Below are 24,587 nucleotides of genomic sequence, written 5' to 3' on the forward strand. Positions count from 1 at the left end.
TCAATTATGAAACAACTCTATTTCATGTTATGCATGGCTCTGATGCTGCTGTACGGCATGCCGGCATCTGCTCAAACGAGTCACGGCATTTCCGGAAAAGTGACCGATCAGACCGGAAACGGAATTGCCGGGGCATCGGTCATCGTCAAGGGAACTACGACCGGGACCTCGACCGGCAGCGACGGCAGTTACTCGCTGAACGTAAAGGACGGAAATGCAACGCTCGTGTGTTCCTTTATCGGCATGAAGAGTGCAGAAGCCGCTGTAAATGGCCGGACAGAGGTGAACTTCGCACTCGAAGCCGATGCCATCGGCCTTGAGGAAGTGATTGCGATCGGTTACGGCACGATCCGCAAAGAGGAGATCACCAGTTCAATCACCCGAGTGTCATCCGATGAATTTTTACAAGGAAGCGTCAGCAATCCGCTTCAACTGCTTCAGGGAAAAGTCGCCGGTCTGGGTATTTCCAAAACATCGGGCAATCCCAGCGGCGAGCTGAGCATCATGTTGCGCGGTATTTCGACGCTGGCAGCCTCTTCGGCTCCGCTTATCGTGATCGACGGGGTGGCCGGAGGGTCCCTCAACGCCATTTCACCGGAAGACATTGAATCCATCGATGTCTTGAAGGATGGTTCGGCCGCTGCCATCTACGGTACGCGCGGAACGAACGGCGTGATTATCATCAATACCAAACGGCCGCAGTCGGGACGAGTCGCGTTGGAATACAAAGGCTATGTCACCATCGACCAAATGCTCGATGAGACCTCCGACTATCCGGATGCCACGGAACTCCGCAGTCTGAAATCCCGGCTTGCGAAAGAGGATTCCCGCTTCGACCTGATCAACGATTTCAAGGGCGACACGGACTGGGTCCGGGAGATTACCCGCACGCCCGTCAGTCAGACGCACTATGTTTCGCTGCAAGGCGGAAATGCCCGGACGAATTACCTCGCTTCGGTAACCTACAACGACAAACAAGGTATCTACAAGGGCTCTTTCGACGAGTCGTTGACCGCCAAACTCAGCATCAACCACGCAATGTTCGACGACCGGTTCAAGATCGCCCTGAATGTCAGCAATAAAATCGTAACGCAGGGTATCGTTCCGGACGATCTCTATATGCAGGCGCTCAGCCGGAACCCGACCATCCCGGTCTACAACGCCGACGGCTCCTATTATGAAAACAGCAACGGTGCCAACCCGGTAGGCTTACTGAAAGAACAGAACACCGAAAACAAGTACGACCAGCTGATGATGTCGGGACGGATTTCGGTCGAACCGGTCAAGGACCTGACGATCAGTGCAACGGGTATCTACATGGGCGACTTCAACGATTACGCTTACAGCACGACCCAAAAGCATTATTCATCGACGATGGGCAGCACGCAGGGACAGGCGCGACTCTCCGGGGGCCACGGCGAGGACAAGACACTCGAATTACAGGCCGACTATTCGCGCAAATTCGGCCGCCATACGCTGCAGGCAACCGTCGGATACAGTTACAATGACTATATCCACCAATCTTCCGAAATGTATGCCTACGATTTCCCAATTGACGGATTCGGCGCATGGAATATCGGTTCGGCGAATTCGACGCTCGATGGCACCTCGAAGCTGACCAGCTATAAGTACCGGATCAAGCTGATCGGTTTCTACGGCCGAGTGAACTATAATTTCGACAATAAATACCTTTTTATGGCCAGCCTGCGCCATGAGGGAAGCGATAAGTTCGGAAAGAACAACCGTTGGGGTACTTTTCCGGCCGTAAGTGCCGGCTGGCGGATTACACAGGAAAAGTTCATGCGGGATGCATATTGGGTTTCCGATCTCAAATTACGGGTCGGATACGGCATAACCGGCACCGCTCCCTCATCGCCCTACCAATATGTCCCGCTATACAATTTCAGTACGGCATACATGGGGTATGACGGAGGTAAATGGGTGAATGGTATCGTGCCGACGAACAATGCCAACGACGATCTGAAATGGGAGCGCAAAAAGGAACTTAACGTCGGACTGGATTTCGCTCTTTTCAACAGTCGGTTCCGGGGCAGTATCGATTTTTACAACCGGCGCACCGATGACCTGCTCTACACCTACACGGTTCCGACACCGCCCAATATTACCAATTCGATTCTGGCCAACGTGGGTTCGATGCGCAACCAAGGTGTCGAGGTGATGCTTTCAGGCGACCTGATCTCCCGCAAAGACATGGCATTGACCCTCAGCGGAAACTTCTCCTACAACAAAAACAAACTGATTTCGCTCTCCAACGACAGGTATACAATGGAATATCTGACACTCGGCTCGACCGGAGAACCCATGCAAACTTACACGCACCGGCTCGAAGATGGCTGGGCAGTCGGCAACTTCTACGGATGGCGTGTCGATGGACTGAAAAACAGCACGACTTGGAATGTTGTCGGAGCCGAAAATTCGGACCCCAGTGAAGATAATAAGACTATTATCGGTAACGGGATGCCCAAAATGTTCGCCGCTTTGCAGGCCAGTTATCGCTGGAAGGGGCTTGACGTGTCGGTATCCTTTCGCGGAGCTTTCGGCTTCGATATTCTGAACGCCTACCGGATGAAGTATGAAACACTCGCTTGGCTGTCGAGTTTCAACGTGCCGAAATCAGCTTATCAGAAGATCGGCGAATATTACAATTTCGCGCCGTCGATCTATTCGGACCGTTATATCGAACCGGGCGATTACGTCAAACTCGACAATCTGACCATCGGCTACACATTCGATCTTTCACAACGCAACAAGGTGATACGCAGTATCCGGGTCTTCTGTACGGGCATGAACCTGCTTACGATCAGCGGCTATTCTGGGCTGGACCCCGAAGTGGCGATCGTCGGCCTCACACCCGGCGTGGACCCGATCAACAAATACCCTAACCTGCGTTCGTACATCGTCGGTGCATCGTTCAACTTCTAATGATCAAAACCATGAAACGAAAAACAATACATCTGTTCGGCGCATGCGCACTTCTGCTGGCTTCATGCACGAATCTCGATCCGGATATTTACAGCGATATGACAATCGACAAGATTCTGGAGGACAGTGAACAGAGCTCGGCCTACCTGCTGACACCCATGTACGGGCAGATGCGCTGGTTCAACGAGGACCGCAGCATCTGGGACCTGACCGAGCTCGGAACCGATGCATGGGTCATTCCGACCAATTCGGACGGAGGCTGGTATGACGGCGGTATCTGGCTGCGGCTGGACAATCACGAATGGAAATCGACCGACCCCCATTTCAGTACTTGTTGGAGCCACTTGTGGTATGGCATTACGACCTGCTGCAACCGGGTGCTGCATCAGTTCGAAGAGGCCGGGCTGGAGCTCGACGAGCAAACGCTGGCGGAGGTTCGTGCCGTGCGTGCATTCTATTATTATTACCTGCTGTCTCTTTTCGGGAATGTGCCGATCATGGAGACCTACGACGTGCCGAAAGATTATATGCCGACGACGCGCGACCGGAAAGAGGTGTATGATTTCGTCGTGCGGGAACTGCGCGAGAGCATGGACAAACTGCCCGAAGAACAGCGGTACAGTCGTTTTAACAAGTGGGCTGCCAAGCATCTGCTGGCAAAGGTATATCTGAATGCCGAATCGTGGCTCGGCAGCGAATATGCCGCCAAGCGCGACAGTACGCTCATCCTTTGCAACGAGATAATCGGGTCTGCGAAATACCAGCTCGACGACAGCTTTTCCAATATTTTCAGTCTGCAAAGCGAAACGTCGCCCGAAATCATTTTTGCGGTGCCGTATGATGAAACGACGGGATCGCCGATTTTCCACTGCATCTATGCCAAAACCCAGCACTGGGCCTGCAAACCGATCTACAACGCGGGTTCGGGCGGTTACAATGGACTGCGTGCCGTGCCTTCGTACGTAAAAGAGACGTTCGATGCCACCGATCCCGATCATTACAATGACAAACGTTACAGGCAGAGTTACTGCATGGGGCAACAGTACGACTACCTCACCAAGCAGCCGCTCTATTTTACTGACGGAGTGACACCCTTCAATTATGTCAACGAAATCGCCTCGATCGACGCCGCCCGTGAATTCGACGGCTACCGCTTCGGAAAGTACGAGGTCAAAATCGGCCAGAAATGGGAGACCGATCAGGACTGGGTCGTGTTCCGCTTCGGGGAGACCCTGATGATGAAAGCCGAATGTATGCTTCGTGACGGGGATGCACAGGGAGCCGCTGACATCGTGAACGAGGTGCGCAGACGCAGTTTCGATCCGTCTCTGCCCCGATCCGTGCGTGAGCTGACGGCCGAGCAGTTGTCCGCCTTGACAGTCGTTGACGGCGTATCCGTGCCTTACGGCGAATTCCTGAAAGAGCTCGGACGCGAGTTCACGGGCGAAGGAATGCGGCGCGAGCAGCTGATCCGGTGGAATCTCTATGTAAACGGAAGCTGGACATTCCACACGCCCAAGCAGAAGAAATATCTCGAATTGTATCCGATACCCTCTTCCGAACTGCTTTCCAACATTAACCTTCGTCAAAATGATGGATATTCTTATTAAAACAGACAGGCGGCCCGTATCCGGGATCAGAAGCATGTTGTTCCTGATTGCCGCCATATTTCTGCTGCCGGGTTGCTCGTCGGCATCCGATACGGAGATTCCCGATCCGGAACCGCCGGGACCGGAACCTCTCGAAACAGGGACGCTGCTGCCGGATAACATAACGCTCGTGGCGCGCGTCACCGGACGTTCGGAAAGCGGAGAAACGATTCCCAATCCCAACCGAACGGACGCCCGGTTCAATATCGGCCGTACCGATTACAACAATATGTGGGATGCCGGCAACGGGACGGTCATGTGCGCATTCGGCGATAATTTCGACTACGGAGGCGGCAACTGGAAATCGAACGCCATCGCACTCTCTTCGGATCGTGACTTGACGGACGGGCTTTATTATTCGGGAATGCTGATGGATGGCAATGCCGTAAAGGAGATCGTCGTCTCGCGGGCCAAAACCGGGCAATATCCCGATGGTTCGGAATACGAAGTGACCTGCATTCCTACGGGCGGCATTGCGGTCGGCACCCGTCAGTACCTGAACTACATGAGTATCCATGACTGGACTCCTACGGGTGATAACGATTACTGGTCGGTGAATTACAGCGAAATCGTTTACTCGGATAATTATGGGACAGCATGGACCCGTTCGGGCGTCAAATGGAATGCCGACAGCAACTTCACGCAGGTCGCCTATCTGAAGGAAAACGGGTTGATATATATGTACGGCACACATTCGGGACGTTACGGCAACGTCTATCTGGCGCGTGTCAGCGAAACGAAGCTTCTCGACAAATCGGCCTACGAATACTGGACCGGCGGCGGCTGGGAGCGCAACGAACAGGCGGCGGAGCCAGTCGCACGGGGAACGGCGTCTGAAATGACCGTTGCATACAACAGCCGTTACAAACGGTATATGATGATGTATCTGTCAGTCAATCAGCGGGCCGTCGTTTACCGGGACGCACCCTCTCCCGAAGGAGATTGGTCGGGCGAGAAGATCATCATGTATGAGGATGGCAATGCGCTTTATGCTCCCTATATTCACCCGTGGTTCAACGAAGACGACGAATTGTGGTTTGTCATCTCTCATGCCGTGCCTACATGGAACGTTTTCCTGATGCGTGCCGACCTCAACTGGGATCAGGCGGGGATCAATCTGCTTGCAGAAGGAGGTTTCGAGGAGCACCCGACTCAGGCGTTGAGCTACAAGACGATGTGGCATGTGAATGCGGCGGCCCTCACTTCGCGCGATGCGCACAGCGGCAAGATCGCCTGCCGTTTCTCGAATACGAATTCCGGCCAGTGGCAGGACGTATGCACTCAGACGGTATCCTTGCAGCAGAATGCCGATTACTCGATCGAGTGCTGGGTGAAATCCGAAGAGGTGCTTCCTGAGGGTGCCTATGTCGGAGTCCGATTGACCGACGGAACAATCCATGACATAACGGGCACAGCCCAAGCCGGCGAATGGACACGCTTCGGTTGTGAATTCAATGCCGGTCAGGCTGTAAGTGCCGATGTCTTTTTCGGAGTTTGGGGCGCTCCCGAAATGACGCTCACCGTGGACGATATTTGCCTGAAACCCGTAAAAACAGAATAACCTACAACTAAAAAACAAAAACCATGAAAAACTGTTATTTCGCAATGTTACTTTTGCTGTCCGCCGCATTCGCTGCCGGATGTGCCGACGATAAAGAGGAGGGCGGCAACGACATCAAGCTTAATCCCGATCCGACGCAGCTTTCGAACATCACCCTGATGAAAGCCACGTTCGCGGCGGACGAATTCAATATGATTTCCGAGCCCGGTTTCGAGCTTTTCCCCGATGAAGCAATCGACTACCGTTCACTCTGGTATTTCGAAGGAGCGTACAAGGAGCCTTCGCTGGTGTCGAAACACACGCAGACACACGGCGGTCAGGTCGCTTTGAAGCTTGAAAACCCCAACGACGGCAGCTGGTGCGATGCCTGCTTGCAGTCGATTGCACTCAAAAAGGGCAAGGATTACACCTTCTCCTGCTTCGGACAGGCTTCGTGGGCCGGAATGAACGCCTTTACGGGCGTCCGGCTGGAAGGCGGCCCGATCTATGACGGACAGGCCGGCGATTGGAATCCCGACGTATGGACCGAATTCACCAAGGAGTTCAATTCCGGCGACTATACGCAGGGCAATGTCTTTTGCGGAGCATGGGGCTATCCCGGAGTATGGGTCGCACTGGACGATTTCAGACTCGTTCCGACCGGCACCACCCAGACCTCGACCAAATTGGGTGCCTGCCAGACGACGGGCACTGTCTCGAATGCCTCGTTTACGGATATTTCGTTTGCGGGTAAAGCCGTCATCTGGGCCGGACCGAACAATACGGTTTCCATGGCGCTGGCCGATGTTTCGGCCGGGGGCAAGCATTACGCAAACGCATTCGCATTGTCGAACGATATGAATCCCGATGATGGATTCTATATCGCACAGGTTTCGCCCGGCAACGACGGTATCGTTCCTATTCTCGAACCGTCGGGAGACGGTGAAACCGCCTGTGTTCCGACGGCCGGTGTGACCGTCAACGGCAAACAGTATATCCATTATTATTCGTTCAAGTCGCTCGATCCCGAAGACAGCGACGCATGGACGGCAAACTTTTCCGGGTTGTTGTCATCGGCAGACGGCGGTAAAAGCTGGACCCGTGAGATCCGCGGCCGTTGGAGCGGAGCCGGGCATTTTGTGCAGGCGGCATTCTATTTGAGCGACAAGTATCTTTACATGTTCGGTTCGGACGCAGGCCGTTCCACGCCCAAGATATACGTCGCGCGCATCAAAAGCGACGGTGATATTGCAACTGCAGCCAACTGGACCTATTGGGACGGCACCGACTGGGTGGCGGGAGACCCAGAATCAGCGGCGGCGATCACCTATGGCAATGCATCCGAAATGTGTGTAGCCTATAATGCGACTCACAAACGCTATATTATGATTTACCGTTCGGGGACGACGGGCGGTCTGGTCTACCGCGATGCCGGTTCTCCCGAAGGCGACTGGTCGGGTGAAAAACTGCTGGCGCTCGATAATGCTAATCAGGGAGGCTGGTTCTCACCGTCCGTTTATCCCTACTCGTCGGGCGACAATATGTACTTTATCGTTTCGCAACTGTAACTAACTCTGACATCCGGCGGAACCGGCCGTGTTATGCACGGCCGGGTATCCGTTTTTAAGACCTAACTTTATGTACAAGACCATTTTGCCGCTGATAAGTTATATTCTGTTCGCCTGCACTCCGCACGGCCGGGAAAACCTGCTCGCCGACGGCGGATTCGAAGAGTCTGCGAAGATGTGGGACATCGGTAAGTCCGAATTGACATCCGAGGCACATGCGGGAGAGTTTGCCTGCGCCTTGTATGTCGAAACACCCCGTTATATACCCGTCTGGTCCGACATCTGCATACAGAAAATAATAGTGATGCCCGGAAAGGAATACCGGCTTTCCGCATTCGCCCGCATGTCCCTGCCCCCGTTGACGAACGGCGTGTATATCGGTGTACGCCGGCCCGACGGCAGTGTTTTGAAAGACAGGCTGTTCCTGCTGTCCGGCAGAGATTGGACCCGAATGGCGCTGGATTTCGATTCCGGCGAGGAGCAGGAACTCACTGTTTTCTGCGGTGTCTGGACAGACCGGAATTCAACCTATTTCGTCGATGATTTCAGCCTGAATATGATAAAATAATTATAAATTCGCGTATTATGCCGCATTGCACAATCCGTCTGTTTTTACTGCTTGCCATATGTATGATGACGAACGGCTGCCGTCGTGAATCGATCTCGGAGCCCAAGCGTCATTATGTGATCGGATTCTCCCAATGTACCAACGACCTATGGCGTCAGATCATGATGATTCAGATGCAAGCCGAAGCGGCCAAATATCCGGAATTGAGCATTGTGGTCAGCAATGCGCATAACAATACACAGTTACAGATCGATCAGATTCGTGAATTCATTGAGGCGAAGGTCGACCTGCTCATCATCTCGCCGAACGAATCGGAGCCGGTGACACCGATCGCCGTCGAAGCTTTCGACATGGGAATTCCGACAATCATCTGGGATCGTAAAATACATTCGGACCATTACACGACCTGCATCAGTGCGGATAATTACGATATCGGCCGTGATGTGGGACGCTACATCAACACCATATTATCCGAAGGGTCTACGATTCTCGAAATTACCGGATTGATGAGCTCTTCACCCGCTGTGGAACGGCATAAGGGATTCCTTGCCGAAGCGAGTGAAAGCTATTCGGTGCATACCATTCCCGGCGACTGGAAACCCGATGTGGCAAAAGAGCGCGTGGCGGCGATCGGCCACTATAACGATATCGATCTGGTTTTTGCGCACAACGACGATATGGCACTAGCTGCCTACAATGTGATCAATGCAGCCGATTCACTCTGTGCGCAGCGGATAAAATTTATCGGAATAGATGCGCTCGTCGGAGTAGATGCGGTTCTCGACGGCAGACTGCAAGCCTCATTCCTCTATCCCACGGGAGGAGACAAGGTCATGGCGATCGCCAGACGTATCCTTCTTGGTAAACGGGTAGAGAAGAGCTACCAACTGCAATCGGCACTCGTCGATTCTCACAATGCCTACACACTCAAGGCGCAGCAGGAACAGATAGTCAGTTATCAGGAACAGATCAACAAACAGAAAACGGTTCTTGAACAATATGACCGAAGCGTTGACAATCTGAAATATTCATTGTGGGCCGTCATAATTATCGCCCTTGTTGCGGGAGGAATGGGCATTTATGCCATCCGATTGAATCTGCGTCTCCGGCGCCGCAACGAAATCCTGACCGCAAAAAATGCTGAAATCGAAATTGCAACCCGTGAGTTGATGGATAAGCATGCCCAGATAGAGAATGTAACGGCTCACAAATTACAGTTTTTTACAAATATAACCCATGAAATCCGCACTCCGCTGACGCTGATCCTCAATCCGCTCGACAGCATTGTCAAGCGGGAAAAGGACCCCGAAATTCAACGTAATATCTGGACGATTCAGCGTAACGCGCGCCATCTGCTGAATGTCGTGAATCAGATTCTCGATTTCCGGAAGATCGAAAATAATAAAATGATGCTTACGCTGAAACAGGTGGATATCGTGCAGTTTACACAAGAGATACTTAGTTATTTCGAGACTTATGCCGAAACGGAAAAGATCGTCTATAAATTTCGTACGGACACGTCGCATCAGCAGTTGTGGATTGATACCGATAAAATCGAACAGGTGTTGCTCAACCTGCTTTCAAATGCTTTCAAATATTCGCCCAAATACGGTACGATTTTGGTGTCGGTGACAGATAACGGTCCGAGCGTACTGATCGAAGTCGAGGATAACGGGAAGGGTATAGATAAAGAGAGTCTTCCTCGTATTTTCGACCGTTTTTATGCGCTCAAGAACACGTCGAATTACAGTACGGGGATCGGATTACACCTGACACGGGAATATGTCGAACTGCATCATGGATACATAACGGCGGATAGTCTTCCGGGGGCTTATACCGTTTTCCGGGTCGAACTGTTCAAGGGAAAATCGCATTTCGGAGAAAATGTCACTTTTGACGAAACTCTTCCGACGAATTATCTTGCGGACGAGGTGATCGACGACAATAAGGTCAATGAGTTATTGGCCAAGAAATATAACGAAACAATCGTCATTGCCGAGGATGATTCTGAGATACTCGCCTATCTTAAAGATGAACTTTCAACGAACTTCCGCGTTATTGCCGTCAATAACGGTTACGATGCCGTTAAAGCCGTGATGGATGATGAAGTATCGCTTATCCTGAGCGACGTGCTGATGCCTGCGCTCAACGGATTCCAGTTGTGCAGCAACATAAAATCTAACATAGCGACCTGTCATATTCCGATCGTGCTGCTTACGGCTCTTTCGGATGACAACCAACGGATTTACGGAATTGCAGAAGGTGCTGACGAATATATTCACAAGCCGTTCAATATGCAGTATGTCCGTCTGAAAATTATCCGGATTATCGAAGAACGTAAGCGCCTTGCCAGTACATTCGCCCAAAAATTCGGTCGTCTGACGAGGCACGAAGCCGCCAATCTTCCTTGTGTGGACGATGTGTTCCGGGATAAACTCTTCAATCTGATCGAGGCGCAGCATAGCGACAGCAATTTCAAAATCGAACTGATGAGCGATATGTTAGGAATGTCGAGAATATTGCTTTATCGGAAAATCACAAGTATTTTCGGAATGTCCCCATCGGATTTATTGCGTAATTACCGGTTGCAGAAGGCAGTTCAACTGTTAACAGATCAACGGCGCAATGTAAGCGAAGTCGCCTATATAGTAGGATTCTCTTCACCCGCTTATTTTGCAAAATGCTTCAAAAGCGTATACAATATGACACCGACGGAATATATGTATCGAACGCGAGAATAGATGGTGATTTAAAAACCTCTTTTATCTAACTGTGACTCGTATTATGAAACACTTGAGTTAGAACTCATATCTGGATGCTCAAAATGTCAATTGTTAGATAAAAACACAAAATATGGCATTAATACATTAATAATCAAGCTAATGAGATGAATTTACCAATATAGTTATTGGTAAATCAATTCGGTTTGCACTAGAAGAATTTGGATGAATGGTGACTGTTTGGATTTTTCTGTATGTTTTTGTAGTTCGTCGTAGTTATTTGAAACACTGAAATTCAGTATAATGGGCTGAAAAATAAACCGTTGCCTTCTCGTTACCTACTCTCCTATACAAAGATGTAACGACCTGATAAACCAAGTCGTTACATTTTTCAAGCCCACACCTTTCGGGCCGGGGCGTATATGGTGCAGAACACCGGAGGACTAGTCCTCGTCGCGGTACATGTTCTCCACGTAAATGGCGTGCTGCTTCGCCACGCGCTTCGCGATCGAAGGCTTGGTGAAGTACTGGCGGCGGCGCAGCTCCTTCAGGACGCCCGTGCGCTCGTATTTACGTTTGAACTTCTTCAGGGCGCGCTCGATGTTTTCGCCCTCTTTTACCGGCATGATAATCATAATATTCTACTTTTTTATTGTTTTTAATTCTTTCGTTTACTTAAAATCCTCCGGGGCGCATATCTTCCGATACCTTTCCCCCTTGCAATGTCGCTTCGTCTACTCGTCGTCAGGTCCGCTTCGGGCACCGAACCGCAGATAGGGAACCAGCCGTGCTGCCTCCTCGCGGGTCATTATGTCGTCTTCGATCAATTCCTCAGCGGTACTCCAACCTCCTTTCAACTGTCTTCGTTTAAGTAATTTCCGAAGGGTCTGCGGCGGAATGTACGGATGCCGTCCCAACTCTTTCGGGCTTGCAAAGTTAATATCAATTTTCCGAATTTCACAACTATCGCAGTAAATTTGTTTCAAAATTTTCTCATAATTGCGTTCCGTGACTCCCGGAACCTCTGCGAGTTGCTCCGCGCGGAGGAATCCGCCGAGCCGGTCGCGGTAGCCGATAATCGAGACGACGGTCTTCTCGCCGATGCCCGCCACGCTCCTCAGCGCGGCCGAATCGGCCGTGTTGATCTCGACGGGAACGTCGATCGGTTCCGCTTTGCGTTCGGGGAAGATGACGTAAGGTTCGAGCGCCGATGCGACCGAATCGCTCACCACATAGCACGCCCGCAGCTCCTCCATGTCGTAAATGCCGCTCAGGTCGCGCCACCGGACAAAGGCTTCGGCTTGCCGTTTCGACAATGCGCCGATGGCCCGCAGGTAACGCGCGCTCACCGTGTCGATGCGGAACGGCGCGGGCGGCATCGGCTCGGAGACGACGCGCCCCGTGCGGTACTCCTGCGGAGCGATGGCATACTTGCGCCCGATGCGTATGTAGGGCTCCAGCCGGTAAAAGAGCGAATCGCTGATGCCGTAACAGAGCGTCACATCTTCGGGAATACGGAAAATCTTGCCTGCGGCGCGGTATTTCAGCAGGCTCACGGCTTCGTGTTTCGTAAGCCCCAGCCGCCGCAGGCCGTCGTAATCTACGGTGTTCGGATCGAAGGGCTGCATGACGACCGTATCGGCCCGCTCCTCCATTTCGGCTTCGACCCGCAGGGCCGCCGCGGGATCGGCCTTCGGACGCACGAGGACGATGCCGAGGACCAGCAACCCGGCCAGCGGCAGAAAAACCGCCACGGCCCGAATCTCACGTTCTGTAAAAAACTTTCCCATATGCAGAGACTATTTACATACCGTCCGGCAAATGCCGGAACCTACCACTGCGCACCGCCGGAGAGCAGCAGGCGGCGGTAACGCCGCGAAGGCGATTCCACGAAAGCGCCCAGCCCGTACTCCGTCCAGCGGCGATCGACCAGCCCGACGGTCGCTTCCGACGCCGTCACGATGTTGGGGAAACGCGCAGGATTGCCGCCATCGCCGGGCCGTTTGCTTCGCGCGTCGATCACGAGCGTCGCGCCCTCCGTCCGCACGTCGCGCCGCGGATCGGTATTGGCCGCCGCGAGCCACAACAGCTCTTCGGGCGTCAATTCCGCCGCCGCCGGGTCGAACAGCACGAAATATCGCACCCCCTCAGGGGCTCGAACCCCGGCCCCCGGTTCGGCGAAGGCAAGCGCCGCGCCCCACTTTTCGAGCAGATCGGTGCGGCAGCCCTCCGGCAAAGAGAGTTGCGGTACGGATTCCGACTGAGACGCGGGGTTCGGCGCAGCTCCGGCTGTGGTAGCGTCTATTGCAATTTTACCGCCGAAGCCGGGCGTCGCCGTAGCATGGTCCAGCACATCGAGGATTCCCTCGCTGCGAACGAGGTCGCGCACGGGATCGATCCGCCGCAGCAACCGCGCCAGCGCATCGGAATCGCGCACGTCGGTCCCCGACGGCACGACGAGCAGGTATTTGTTAAACATCATCTGTCCCGCGCCCCACAACGACTGAGCGACTTTCACGGCCTGCCCCTCGTAACGGCGGTCGATCGAAACGACGGCGACGTTGTGGGCCGTACCGGCTTCGGGCATCGTCAGGTCGCGGACTTCGGGCTGCAGGGCCATGCGGATCGGAGCGAGGAAGATCCGCTCCGTCGCGCGGGCGATCCATGCGTCCTCCTGCGGCGGGATGCCGACGACCGTAGCCGGATAAACCGCATCGCGGCGGCGGGTCAGGGCCGTGACATGGAAACGCGGATAGCGGTCTTCGAGCGAATAGAAGCCCGTATGGTCGCCGAAAGGCCCCTCGGCCGCCTTCTCTTCGGCCGGATCGACATAGCCCTCGATCACGAAGTCGCAGTCGGCAGGGACATATATATCGTTGGTAACGCACTTCACCAACTTCACCGGACGACGGCGCAGGAACCCGGCCAGCAGGTATTCGTCCATGTTGTCGGGCATCGGAGCCGTCGCGGCGTAGGTATAGGCGGGATCGCCGCCCAGCGCGACCGAGACGGGCATCCGGCGGCCCAGACGCTTGTAAGCGTCGTAATGGCGCGCTCCGGTCTTGTGGACATGCCAGTGCATGCCCGTCGTACGGTCGTCGAAGACCTGCATGCGGTACATGCCGACGTTGCGCACACCCGTTTCGGGATCGACCGTATTGACCATCGGCAAGGTCACGAAGTGGCCACCGTCCGCAGGCCAGCATTTGAGGACCGGAAGCGCGGAGAGCGCCGCCTCGGCCCCGGTCAGCACGACCTGCTGGCACGCGCCCCGGCCCGACACGGTCCGGGGAAACCAGCGCACCATCTCGGCCAGCATCGGCAGGGCGCGCAGTTTGTCTGAGAGCGAATTGCGCGGCGCGGCTGCCTGCTTCAGCAGGACGTCGATACGCTCCGAAAGTTCATCGAGCGTTCCGACGCCGAGCGCCAGCGCCATGCGGCGTTCGGAGCCGAACAGATTCGTCAGCACGGGAAACGCCGTGCCGGTATTTTCGAACAGCAGCGCCTTGCCGCCGCCCGGCGTCTTGGAGATGCGGTCGGTAATCTCGGCGATCTCCTCGACGGGCGATACGGGCGCCCCGATCCGGATCAGTTCACCCTCGCGCTCCAGCCGCGCGATATATTCATTCAGACTCCGGTACATGCTCCAATGCTTTTTTTACCGATCCGTAACGCAGCAGCAGTTCGCGGGCCCGCGTCTGGTCCAGCCCCGAAGCTTCGGCCACCATGCGCGTGCCGCGGGCCACGAGTTTGTCGTTCGTGAGCTGCATATTGACCATGCGGTTGCCCTCGACGCGGCCCAGTCGGATCATCACGGCGGTCGAGAGCATGTTGAGCATCAGCTTCTGGGCCGTGCCCGCCTTCATGCGGGTCGAGCCGGTCACGAATTCGGGACCGACGACCGCTTCGAGCGCATACTCCGCTTCGACCGCCACGGGCGAGGCGGGATTGCAGGTTATGGAACCTGTAAGCAGTCCGTGTTTCCGCGCCGTGCGCAGGCCGCCGATCACATAAGGCGTCGTTCCCGATGCGGCGATGCCGATCAGCACGTCCTTCCCGGTCGGGGCGTAAGGCGCCATATCGCGCCACGCACCTTCCATGTCGTCCTCGGCATGCTCCACGGCCCGCCGCAAAGCCCCGTCGCCCCCGGCGATCAGGCCGATGACCCGGTCGAACGGCACACCGTAGGTCGGGGGCAGTTCCGAAGCGTCGGTGACGGCCAGCCGCCCGCTCGTGCCCGCACCGATATAAAACATGCGCCCGCCGCACTCCATGCGCTCGACGATGCGTTCGACCAAACGTTCCATCACCGGAATCGTCGTCCGCACGGCTTCATGCACGCGCGCGTCTTCGCGGTTGATACCCGTCAGGATGTCGTGCACCGACATCCGCTGTAAATCGTCATAGGCCGAAGCCTGTTCGGTTATTCTGTTTTCCATAATGATATTCTGTCAATCCGGCCGCCGGAGAGCGGACGATCGTCACCACCTCGCGGCCGCAGCGCGTCAGCGTTTCGCGCAGCAAATCCCCGAAAGCGGCCGCAACGCCGCCCACACACGCCACGGGCAGATGGACGGGATAACCGCTCAGGTTGCGCTCGGCGAAATCGGCGAAGCTCCTCTCGACCATGTCCCTGATATCGGGGCGGTCCAGATGCGCATGGACGAACGGCGCGAACGACGCCAGGAAACGGTTGGCGTAAGGTTCCCGGTAAACCCGGCGGATGATCTCCTCGTAAGTCAGTCCGTGCGCCGCGAGAAACTCGCCGCGCAGGGAAATATGCCCTTTGAAGATGCCGTTCACGAGGTTGCGCCCCAACGTCGCACCGCTGCCCTCGTCGCCGAGAACGTAGCCCAGCGGCGGTACGTTTTCCACGATTTCGCCGCCGCGGCACCAGCACGAATTGGAACCCGTGCCGAGGATGCAGGCCACGCCTTCGCCCCGGCCGAACAACGCCCGCGCCGCCCCCAGCAGGTCCGATTCGGCTTCGATACGCGCCGCGCCGAAATGTTCACCGAACTCCCGGACCATCTTCGCCGTCGCGTCGGGAAACGTATGTCCGCACCCTGCACCGTAAAAATAGACGGCTTCGGCCGCGCCGCAGGGCGGAAGTTCCGCAAGGGCTTCGCGTATCTGCTCCGGCGAGTGCTGCACGGCGTTGATTCCCCGCGTGCGCACCTCGCGGGTATGCACGCCGTCGGTGAGCAGCCAGGTGCATTTGGTCGATCCGCTGTCGGCAATAATTTTCATACTATACTGTTTCTTCTCAATTCATCAGAACCGCCAGCCGCATGTAAGCGAAAATCCGGCGTCCGTAAGCCACGGCGTCACATCGGTCGGCGCACCGAGTTTGACGGGCGACACCGAAAATTCGGAGGGCGCGAGCAGGATCGTCGGTGAAAATTTCAGTTCAAACCCCTTCGTCACCCGCAGAATCCACGCACATTCTACATTGAAGTAAGGCAACACCTTATCTTTATCCATATCCTTTTCGCCGTCCACATCCCGGATCATCCGGTGATATCCCGCCCCGACACCAGCTCCGAAACGCAGAAAAAGCCTGCCTTTCACCACCGGAAGCCGGTAATAGGCCATTGCATCCAGTTTGTAAATATCCTGTGCCACCGTATTGCGGTAAGGGTCAGGTCCACGGCCGCTCCAGTCGTAATCCATCAAACTTCCCAGATGCCACCGGGCCGAAAAATCCGCACCCCAATAAAAATTTCCTTTCAGTTGGCGGCTGTACTCCACCTTCACGCCGGCAGTCGCCTGGTTATGCGCCGTAATCCCCGACGCGGCCGTCACAAAGAGGTTGTTCTCTTTCGAATCGAGCCGGTACCGTTCGATACGCGCCGCTGTTTTTGCGTTCCGCGTCCGATCTGCTGCCGACAGCGGGCCTTGGGCATATGCTGCTGCGGTGACGCATACCGTCAGCAATGCCGTTCCTATTTTTCGCTTCATTCACAACTGGGTTCTTCGTCCGCAACATACGGTCAAAAACAAAAGTAAAAAAATAAATGCAGAAAAACAATTACCCACATTATGAAATCACGATTCCGCATCAAGTGCGGCATCAGCCAAAGCATCGTCCGGCATCACCGTTTCCCGACACCCTCCGGGCACCGCACACCAATCCGTTATCCGACCGTGATATTCAGCACGCACTCGTCAGCGCCCCGCAGGATCGACGCGCGGACTTCCATCCCGAATTTCCGATCCGGCCAGAGTTCGGACATCACGTAAAGCAGCTTTGCCGCGAACATTCGCACAACATCGGCGTATTCACGCACCCCGCACGGTGCAGGGCACAGGAACAGGCCTCGAAACAGAGGTTGTACTCCCGTCCCGCACACACGATTTCGCCGCGAACGCCGTCCAGTTCGTCTATTTTCACAAAAAACCGGTCCAAATCCCCCTCCGCCGCCTCGAACAGACTGCGGTAGAGTCCGAACGGTCCTCCATGCACGCAGTTTACAGCGCACGCACGGAACAGCACCTCCCGCTGCTGCGGCTGCAAATCGGCAATCCCCTGCTCGAATCCGCGAAACCAACTCTTCAAATACTCCATACTTAATATTATAATCAATCCGGCGGCCGCACACTATTCGCAGCCTCCGGGGAAGCAAAGATAAAGAAATAATCCGGGCTTGCCGCCCGGATTATCGCACAATACGTCAATACTATTTACTATGGAGCGCATCAGCGCAGGAAAAGCAGCTCGCGGTACTTGGGCAGCGGCCACATCTGGTCGTCCACGATCTCCTCCAGCTTGTCGATATGGCGGCGGATCTCGTCGAAGAAAACCGACACCGTATCGTGGTAGGCGATCGCCTTTTCGCGCATCTGCTCGATCTTGTTGGCCTTCTTGCGCGCGTCGATCATTTCGCCCGTAAGACGCTGAATCTCCGCCGTATGATACTGAATCTTCTTGATCAGCGCAATGTCGGCCGAAGCGTTCAGTCCCGGAATCTGCGACATCTTGTAGACTTTGTCCAGCAGCAGGGCTTCGTATTTCGACGCGATAGGCACGATATGGTTCATCGCCAGATCGCCCAGCACGCGGCCTTCGATCTGAATCTTCTTGGTGTAGGTCTCCCACTTCACCTCGGTGCGGGCCTCCAGCTCGACATCGGTGAAAACGCCCATCGAACCGAACATTTCGAGGGTCGCCTTGTCGAGGTAACGCTCGAAAATCAGCGGCGTCGAGGTCTCGCAGTCCAGACCGCGCTTCTTCGCCTCGGCCTTCCACTCGTCGGAATAGCCGTTGCCGTCGAAACGCACCGCCTTGCAGGCCTTGATCATCTGTTTCAGCACCTCGTAAATGGCCTTCTCCTTCTTCATGCCGGCTTCGATCTTGGCGTCCACCTTTTTGCGGAACTCCGTCAGCTCGTAGGCCATCGCCGTGTTGAGCACGATCATCGCTTCGGCGCAGTTGTCCGACGAACCCACGGCGCGGAACTCGAAGCGGTTGCCCGTAAAGGCGAACGGCGAAGTGCGGTTGCGGTCGGTGTTGTCGAGCAGCAGCGTCGGGATGTGCGAGATACCGCTCATCTTGAAGACGTTCTTGGCGTCGAAACGGATCGCGTCGTCGCCCTTGCTGGCGGCCAGTTTGTCGAGTACGGCCGAAACCTGCGTGCCGAGGAAGGTCGAGATGATGGCCGGAGGCGCTTCGTTGGCGCCCAGACGGTGGGCGTTCGTGGCGCTCATGATCGACGCCTTCAGCAGGCCGTTGAACTTGTAGACCGCGGAGATGGCATTCACGAGGAAGGTGATGAACTGCAGGTTCTCCGAAGCGGTCTTGCCCGGTCCGAACAGGTTCACGCCCGTGTCGGTGCCCAGCGACCAGTTGTTGTGCTTGCCCGAACCGTTGATGCCCTTGAAGGGCTTTTCGTGCAGCAGGACGCGGAACCGGTGACGGCGGGCGATCTTGTCCATCACGGTCATCAGCAGTTGGTTGTGGTCGTTGGCGAGGTTGGCCTCCTCGTAGACCGGAGCCAGCTCGAACTGATTGGGCGCCACCTCGTTATGACGGGTTTTGACCGGAATGCCCAGTTTCAGGCATTCGTATTCGAGGTCTTTCATGAATGCCATCACGCGGGTCGGGATCGCACCGAAATAGTGGTCCTCCAGCTGCTGGTTCTTGGCCGACTCGTGGCCCATGAGCGTACGGCCCGTGAGCATCAGGTCGGGACGCACGGCCCACAGGCTTTCGTCCACAAGGAAATACTCCTGTTCCCAGCCCAGATACGACACGACCCGCTGCACGTTCTTATCGAAGTAGCGGCACACCTCCGTCGCAGCCTTGTTCACGGCCGTGATCGAACGCAGCAGAGGCACCTTGTAATCGAGCGCCTCGCCCGTATAGGCGATGAAGACGGTCGGAATGCAGAGCGTCGTATCGACGATGAACGCCGGCGACGTCGGGTCCCACGCCGAATAGCCGCGGGCCTCGAACGTATTGCGGATGCCGCCGTTGGGGAACGACGAGGCGTCCGGCTCCTGCTGTACGAGCAGCTTGCCGGAGAACTCCTCCAGCACCGAACCGCAGCCGTCGGGATCGGCGAAGGCGTCGTGCTTCTCTGCCGTACCGCCCGTCAAGGGCTGGAACCAGTGCGTGTAGTGGTCCGCGCCGTGCTCCAGCGCCCACTGCCGCATGCCCGCCGCGATGCTGTCGGCGACCTCGCGCGTCAGGCGCGTGCCGTTTTCCATCGTATCGACCAACGCTTCGTAAGTCGCCTTGTTCAGGTACTTGCGCATGGCGGCGCGCCCGAACACCTTCTTGCCGAAATAGTCCGACGGACGTCCTTCGGGGGCATTAACCTCGACGGCGGTGTGGTTTATAGCCGCATCGACCATCTTGAATCTGAGTAATGATGACATAATCAACTGAATTGGATTAGCGTTCCGAAAAACATACGGGCAGGGGAGAAACCGAAATAATTGCTAAACTAAAACCTAACCTGAAATTCAACGGACAACTGCCTCGCGGCAGGCTCTCTCCGACCTAACTAACCGGAGGCTTCTCCCCCGCCGCCGTATGTATTGTTATCTGGTTGCAAATGTAATTATTTTTCCGTTACGTTGTTTTTACAAAAACGGCTATTTTTCGAAAAACACCGATTTTTTTTTCAACATTTTCCGAAAAACAAGGCCATTTTTCAGCAATCAGCCCGAATTTTCACGCCATTTTCCGGAAAAACACCTCAATTTTTCACCGAAATCCCAAAAATCGCAATTTTTGGTTTTTTCGCAAAACAGAAGTAATAAAGAACATATTTCAACTATTTTACCTCCGACAGAATCGACCGTTCAGCCCGCTGGCGAAAGTAAACGAAATGCACCACATTATAAAAAGAAATTATATAGTGTTATTTTATTAACAATTTCTTGTTTCAATCATTAATAATTTTGTACCTTTACAAGCAATTTTGAAACAACACTTATACTAATCTCTAAATAGTTATGGCAAATACCAAACGTGAAAAGCTGTTCACCGAATTCCCGCCGGTCCCGACCGAGAAGTGGGAGGAAGTGATTACGGCCGACCTGAAAGGTGCTGATTACGAGCGCAAACTGGTATGGAAAACGGGCGAAGGATTCAACGTCCGTCCCTACTACCGCGCCGAGAACCTCGAAGGCATCAAGTTTCTGGGCTCGCAGGCAGGCGAGTTCCCTTACGTACGGGGTACACGCGCACACAACCGCTGGCGCGTACATCAGACCGTAAGCGTCGTATGCCCCAAGGAGGCAAACGCCGAGGCGCTGAAGATCCTCAACGCAGGCGTCGATTCGCTCGGCTTCTGCATCGCGTCGGAGGCTTTCACCGCCGCCGACCTCGACACGCTGCTTGGCGAGATCTGCATTCCGGCCGTCCAGCTGACCTTCTGCGGTCAGAAAACGGCTGACGTAGCCGAACTCGTACTGGCGAAGATCGAAAAAGAGGGCATCGCCAAAGAGGATGTCCGCATCGCGTTCTGCATCGACCCGCTGGTCAAGGGCCTCTCGACCAAAGGCGACTTCTGCTCGCCCAACGGCGAGAAGTGCTTCGCCCGCATCGCAGAGCTGATCCGCAAGACCAAAGAGTACAAGCACATCCGCGTGGTGACCGTATCGGGTCAGATCTTCGGCAACTCCGGTTCGACCATCGTCGAGGAGCTGGCCTTCGTCCTTTCGGCAGGCCATGACTACCTCGTACGCCTGATGGACGCAGGACTGACGATCGAGGAAGCCGCACGCAAGCTGCGCTTCTCGTTCTCGGTAAGCTCCAACTACTTCATGGAGATCGCAAAATTCCGTGCGGCGCGCATGCTGTGGGCCAACATCGTCAAGGGCTACAATCCCGAAAAGAACTGCGCCTGCAAGATGCAGATCCACGCCGAGACGTCGAAGTGGAACCAGACCGTATACGACCCCTATGTAAACATGCTGCGCGGCACGACCGAAGCCATGTCGGCCGCAATCGGCGGCGTATATTCGCTGGAGGTTACGCCCTTCGACGCATCGTTCGAAAACCCGACCGAGTTCTCGAAGCGCATCGCCCGCAACGTCGAACTGCTGCTCAAGCACGAGTCGCACTTCGATCAGGTGGTAGACCCGGCCGGCGGTTCGTACTACATCGAGAACCTCACGCAGTCGATCGCCGCCGAGGCGTGGAAGCTCTTCCTCGAAATCGAGGAGAAGGGCGGCTACACCGAAGCCTACAAGGCAGGCTTCATCGCCGAGCGCATCAAAGCGTCGGCTGCAGCCAAGGACAAGAACATCGCAACGCGCCGCCAGATACTGCTCGGCGCCAACCAGTATCCCAACTTTACGGAGGTCGCCGGCAAGGAGATCACCGCCGAGTCCGTTACGCGCAAGCAGGCCGAGGGCAACGTGCTCGTTCCCTACCGCGGCGCCATGGCGTTCGAGGAGATGCGCCTGCATGTCGATCGCAGCGGCAAGGAGCCGAAGGCATTCATGCTGACGTGCGGCAATCTGGGCATGGCCCGCGCCCGCTCGCAGTTCTCGTGCAACTTCTTCGCATGCGCCGGCATCAAGGTGATCGACAACACCTACTTCAAGTCGATCGAGGAGGGCGTGAAAGCCGCGCTGGAGTCGAAAGCCCAGATCGTCGTGGTCTGCGCCAGCGACGACGACTATGCCGAGGCCGCTCCCAAAATCAAGGAGCTGCTCTGCGGCAAGGCGATCCTCGTGGTTGCCGGAGCGCCCGCCTGCGCACCCGAACTCGAAGCGCAGGGCATCACCAACTTCATCAACGTGAAGTCGAACGTCTTGGAAACACTTAAATTCTACCTTAAAGAGATGGGAATCTAATCATGAGAGCTAAATTTTCAGAACTGACATATGACGCAGGCCAGCAGAAGAGCTGCTGCGCCTCGAAAGGCTGCGGACAGGTCGAGCCGTGGCTGACGGCCGAACGCATTCCCGTCAAGGGCGCCTATACGGCCGAAGACCTCGAAGGCATGGAGCACCTGAACTACGCGGCAGGTATCGCCCCCTTCCTGCGCGGTCCCTACTCGACGATGTACGTGATGCGTCCGTGGACCATCCGCCAGTATGCGGGTTTCTCGACCGCCGAGGAGTCCAACGCATTCTACCGCCGCAACCTCGCCGCAGGCCAGAAGGGTCTGTCGGTGGCGTTCGACTTGGCGACGCACCGCGGTTACGACGCCGATCACCCGCGCGTGGTGGGCGACGTGGGCAAGGCCGGCGTGTCGATCTGCTCGGTCGAGGACATGAAGGTGCTTTTCAACGGCATTCCGCTCGACAAGATGTCGGTGTCTATGACCATGAACGGCGCCGTGCTGCCCGTGCTGGCCTTCTACATCGTAGCCGGACTGGAGCAGGGCTGCACACTCGACCAGCTGGCCGGTACGATCCAGAACGACATCCTCAAGGAGTTCATGGTGCGCAACACCTATATTTATCCCCCTGAGTTCTCGATGCGCATCATCGCCGACATCTTCGAGTACACCTCGAAGAACATGCCCAAGTTCAACTCGATCTCGATTTCGGGTTATCACATGCAGGAGGCGGGCGCAACGGCCGACATCGAGCTGGCCTACACGCTGGCCGACGGTCTGGAGTACCTGCGCGCAGGTATCAACGCCGGCATGTCGGTGGACGCCTTCGCACCGCGCCTGTCGTTCTTCTGGGCCATCGGCATGAACCACTTCATGGAGATCGCCAAGATGCGCGCCGCGCGTATGCTGTGGGCCAAGATCGTGAAGCAGTTCGATCCCAAGAACCCCAAATCGTTGGCCCTGCGCACCCACTCGCAGACTTCGGGCTGGTCGCTCACCGAGCAGGACCCGTTCAACAACGTGGCCCGTACGGCCATCGAAGCCATGGGCGCCGCACTGGGACACACCCAGTCGCTGCACACCAACGCCCTCGACGAGGCGATCGCCCTGCCGACCGACTTCTCGGCGCGTATTGCGCGTAACACGCAGATTTACATTCAGGAGGAGACCAACGTCTGCCGCGAGGTTGACCCGTGGGCAGGTTCGTACTACGTCGAATCGCTGACGCAGGAGATCGCCGACAAGGCTTGGGAGCGTATTCAGGAGGTCGAGAAGCTGGGCGGCATGGCCAAGGCTATCGAGACCGGCATTCCGAAGATGCGTATCGAGGAGGCAGCGGCCCGCAAGCAGGCCCGCATCGACTCCGGCACCGAGAAGATCATCGGCGTGAACGAATACCGTCTGGAAAAAGAGGCTCCGATCGACATCCTCGCAGTGGACAACACCGCCGTACGCGAGAGCCAGATCAAGCGTCTGAAGGAGTTGCGCGCCAACCGCGACGAAGCCGCCGTGAAGAAGGCGCTGGCCGCGATCACCGAGTGCGTGAAGACCAAGCAGGGCAACCTGCTGGAGCTGGCCGTCGAGGCCGCCAAGGTCCGCGCTTCGCTGGGCGAGATCTCCGATGCCTGCGAAGTCGTCGTAGGCCGCTACAAAGCAGTTATCCGTTCCATCTCAGGTGTATACAGTTCAGAAGTGAAAAACGACAAACAGTTCGAGCGCGCCAAGGAGTTGTGCGCCGAGTTCGCCAAGAAAGAGGGCCGTCAGCCGCGCGTCATGATCGCCAAGCTCGGTCAGGACGGCCACGACCGCGGTGCCAAGGTAGTTGCCACGGGTTACGCCGACATCGGCTTCGACGTCGATATGGGCCCGCTGTTCCAGACTCCCGAAGAGGCCGCCAAGCAGGCCGTCGAGAACGACGTGCATGTAGTGGGCGTCTCGTCGCTGGCCGCAGGCCACCTGACCCTCGTGCCGCAGATCATCGCAGAGCTGAAGAAGCTCGGCCGCGAAGACATCATCGTCATCGTCGGCGGCGTGATCCCCGCACAGGACTACGACCAGCTGTATAAGGACGGCGCCGCCGCCATCTTCGGCCCCGGTACGCCGATCGCCACCGCAGCTATCAAGATACTCGAAATTCTGCTCGCCGACTAAAGCGACTGAAAGCAATAGCGATACCCTCCGGTTTCCCGGAGGGTATTTTTTATCCGTTCGGGGAAAAGAGCGGAAAGGCGGACTATGACGAAATTCCCTGCTTTCGCAAAAACCGACCGATTTACACGAAGCGCACCTCCGAAAA

Annotated in this window: 17 protein-coding genes; 9 read left to right on the forward strand and 8 right to left on the reverse strand. The window is 55.8% G+C overall.

Features of this window, described 5'->3' with window-relative positions:
* The first annotated feature begins 6 nt into the window (after window positions 1–6).
* The 6 genes from HMPREF9720_RS00115 to HMPREF9720_RS00140 all read left to right on the forward strand — a co-directional run bounded on the left by HMPREF9720_RS00115 (window position 7) and on the right by HMPREF9720_RS00140 (window position 11,009).
* Complete coding sequence (locus tag HMPREF9720_RS00115; RefSeq protein ID WP_009596089.1) at window positions 7–2,943, forward strand: SusC/RagA family TonB-linked outer membrane protein; 2,937 nt, start codon at window positions 7–9, stop codon at window positions 2,941–2,943.
* A gap of 11 nt (window positions 2,944–2,954) precedes the next feature.
* The gene (locus HMPREF9720_RS00120; RefSeq protein ID WP_022044653.1) at window positions 2,955–4,553 is read left to right on the forward strand and encodes a RagB/SusD family nutrient uptake outer membrane protein; all 1,599 of its coding nucleotides are present in this window, start codon (window positions 2,955–2,957) and stop codon (window positions 4,551–4,553) included.
* 34 nt (window positions 4,554–4,587) lie between these two features.
* Entirely contained in the window at window positions 4,588–6,153 is a 1,566-nt protein-coding gene (locus tag HMPREF9720_RS00125; RefSeq protein WP_139022425.1) for a DUF4185 domain-containing protein, read from the forward strand.
* A 44-nt stretch (window positions 6,154–6,197) separates the two neighbouring features.
* Window positions 6,198–7,700, forward strand: a complete 1,503-nt coding sequence (locus HMPREF9720_RS00130) for a DUF4185 domain-containing protein (protein WP_175282378.1) — start codon at window positions 6,198–6,200, stop codon at window positions 7,698–7,700.
* A 70-nt stretch (window positions 7,701–7,770) separates the two neighbouring features.
* On the forward strand, window positions 7,771–8,268 hold the full coding sequence (locus tag HMPREF9720_RS00135) for a carbohydrate-binding protein (RefSeq protein WP_009596055.1): 498 nt from the start codon (window positions 7,771–7,773) through the stop codon (window positions 8,266–8,268).
* A 17-nt stretch (window positions 8,269–8,285) separates the two neighbouring features.
* The gene (locus HMPREF9720_RS00140) at window positions 8,286–11,009 is read left to right on the forward strand and encodes a hybrid sensor histidine kinase/response regulator transcription factor (protein ID WP_009596080.1); all 2,724 of its coding nucleotides are present in this window, start codon (window positions 8,286–8,288) and stop codon (window positions 11,007–11,009) included.
* 422 nt (window positions 11,010–11,431) lie between these two features.
* Here HMPREF9720_RS00140 and rpsU read toward each other — a convergent pair whose 3' ends face one another.
* The 6 genes from rpsU to HMPREF9720_RS00170 all read right to left on the reverse strand — a co-directional run bounded on the left by rpsU (window position 11,432) and on the right by HMPREF9720_RS00170 (window position 16,949).
* Entirely contained in the window at window positions 11,432–11,623 is a 192-nt protein-coding gene (gene rpsU / locus HMPREF9720_RS00145) for a 30S ribosomal protein S21 (RefSeq protein WP_009596091.1), read from the reverse strand.
* Between the two features lie 99 nt (window positions 11,624–11,722).
* Window positions 11,723–12,778 (reverse strand): helix-hairpin-helix domain-containing protein, encoded by a 1,056-nt coding sequence (locus tag HMPREF9720_RS00150; protein ID WP_009596078.1) that lies wholly within the window; start codon window positions 12,776–12,778, stop codon window positions 11,723–11,725.
* A gap of 41 nt (window positions 12,779–12,819) precedes the next feature.
* Window positions 12,820–14,631 (reverse strand): menaquinone biosynthesis decarboxylase, encoded by a 1,812-nt coding sequence (locus tag HMPREF9720_RS00155; protein ID WP_009596111.1) that lies wholly within the window; start codon window positions 14,629–14,631, stop codon window positions 12,820–12,822.
* Window positions 14,612–15,427: an N-acetylmuramic acid 6-phosphate etherase gene (locus HMPREF9720_RS00160; protein WP_009596115.1), complete on the reverse strand. Its 816-nt coding sequence runs from the start codon at window positions 15,425–15,427 to the stop codon at window positions 14,612–14,614. The genes HMPREF9720_RS00155 and HMPREF9720_RS00160 overlap by 20 nt, the downstream gene beginning before the upstream one ends.
* A complete protein-coding gene (locus HMPREF9720_RS00165) occupies window positions 15,390–16,238 on the reverse strand; it encodes an ATPase (RefSeq protein WP_009596101.1) in 849 nt (282 codons plus the stop codon). The genes HMPREF9720_RS00160 and HMPREF9720_RS00165 overlap by 38 nt, the downstream gene beginning before the upstream one ends.
* A 24-nt stretch (window positions 16,239–16,262) precedes the next feature.
* Complete coding sequence (locus HMPREF9720_RS00170) at window positions 16,263–16,949, reverse strand: hypothetical protein (RefSeq protein ID WP_039939397.1); 687 nt, start codon at window positions 16,947–16,949, stop codon at window positions 16,263–16,265.
* Between the two features lie 81 nt (window positions 16,950–17,030).
* On the opposite strand from HMPREF9720_RS00170, the gene HMPREF9720_RS15735 reads away from it, so the two are divergent.
* The gene (locus HMPREF9720_RS15735; protein WP_244989989.1) at window positions 17,031–17,231 is read left to right on the forward strand and encodes a hypothetical protein; all 201 of its coding nucleotides are present in this window, start codon (window positions 17,031–17,033) and stop codon (window positions 17,229–17,231) included.
* On the opposite strand, the gene HMPREF9720_RS14895 is transcribed toward HMPREF9720_RS15735, so the two are convergent.
* Window positions 17,224–17,556, reverse strand: coding sequence for a hypothetical protein (locus tag HMPREF9720_RS14895; protein ID WP_009596077.1), 333 nt, complete (start codon window positions 17,554–17,556; stop codon window positions 17,224–17,226). The genes HMPREF9720_RS15735 and HMPREF9720_RS14895 overlap by 8 nt on opposite strands.
* A 131-nt stretch (window positions 17,557–17,687) precedes the next feature.
* Window positions 17,688–19,844: a glutamine synthetase III family protein gene (locus tag HMPREF9720_RS00180; RefSeq protein ID WP_014775974.1), complete on the reverse strand. Its 2,157-nt coding sequence runs from the start codon at window positions 19,842–19,844 to the stop codon at window positions 17,688–17,690.
* Window positions 19,845–20,450: 606 nt separating this feature from the next.
* On the opposite strand from HMPREF9720_RS00180, the gene HMPREF9720_RS00185 reads away from it, so the two are divergent.
* Window positions 20,451–22,301, forward strand: a complete 1,851-nt coding sequence (locus tag HMPREF9720_RS00185) for a methylmalonyl-CoA mutase family protein (RefSeq protein ID WP_009596057.1) — start codon at window positions 20,451–20,453, stop codon at window positions 22,299–22,301.
* A gap of 2 nt (window positions 22,302–22,303) precedes the next feature.
* Complete coding sequence (gene scpA / locus HMPREF9720_RS00190) at window positions 22,304–24,442, forward strand: methylmalonyl-CoA mutase (protein WP_009596087.1); 2,139 nt, start codon at window positions 22,304–22,306, stop codon at window positions 24,440–24,442.
* The last annotated feature ends 145 nt before the right edge of the window (window positions 24,443–24,587 follow it).

The sequence above is a fragment of the Alistipes sp. HGB5 genome, from assembly GCF_000183485.2.
Taxonomy (GTDB): domain Bacteria; phylum Bacteroidota; class Bacteroidia; order Bacteroidales; family Rikenellaceae; genus Alistipes; species Alistipes finegoldii.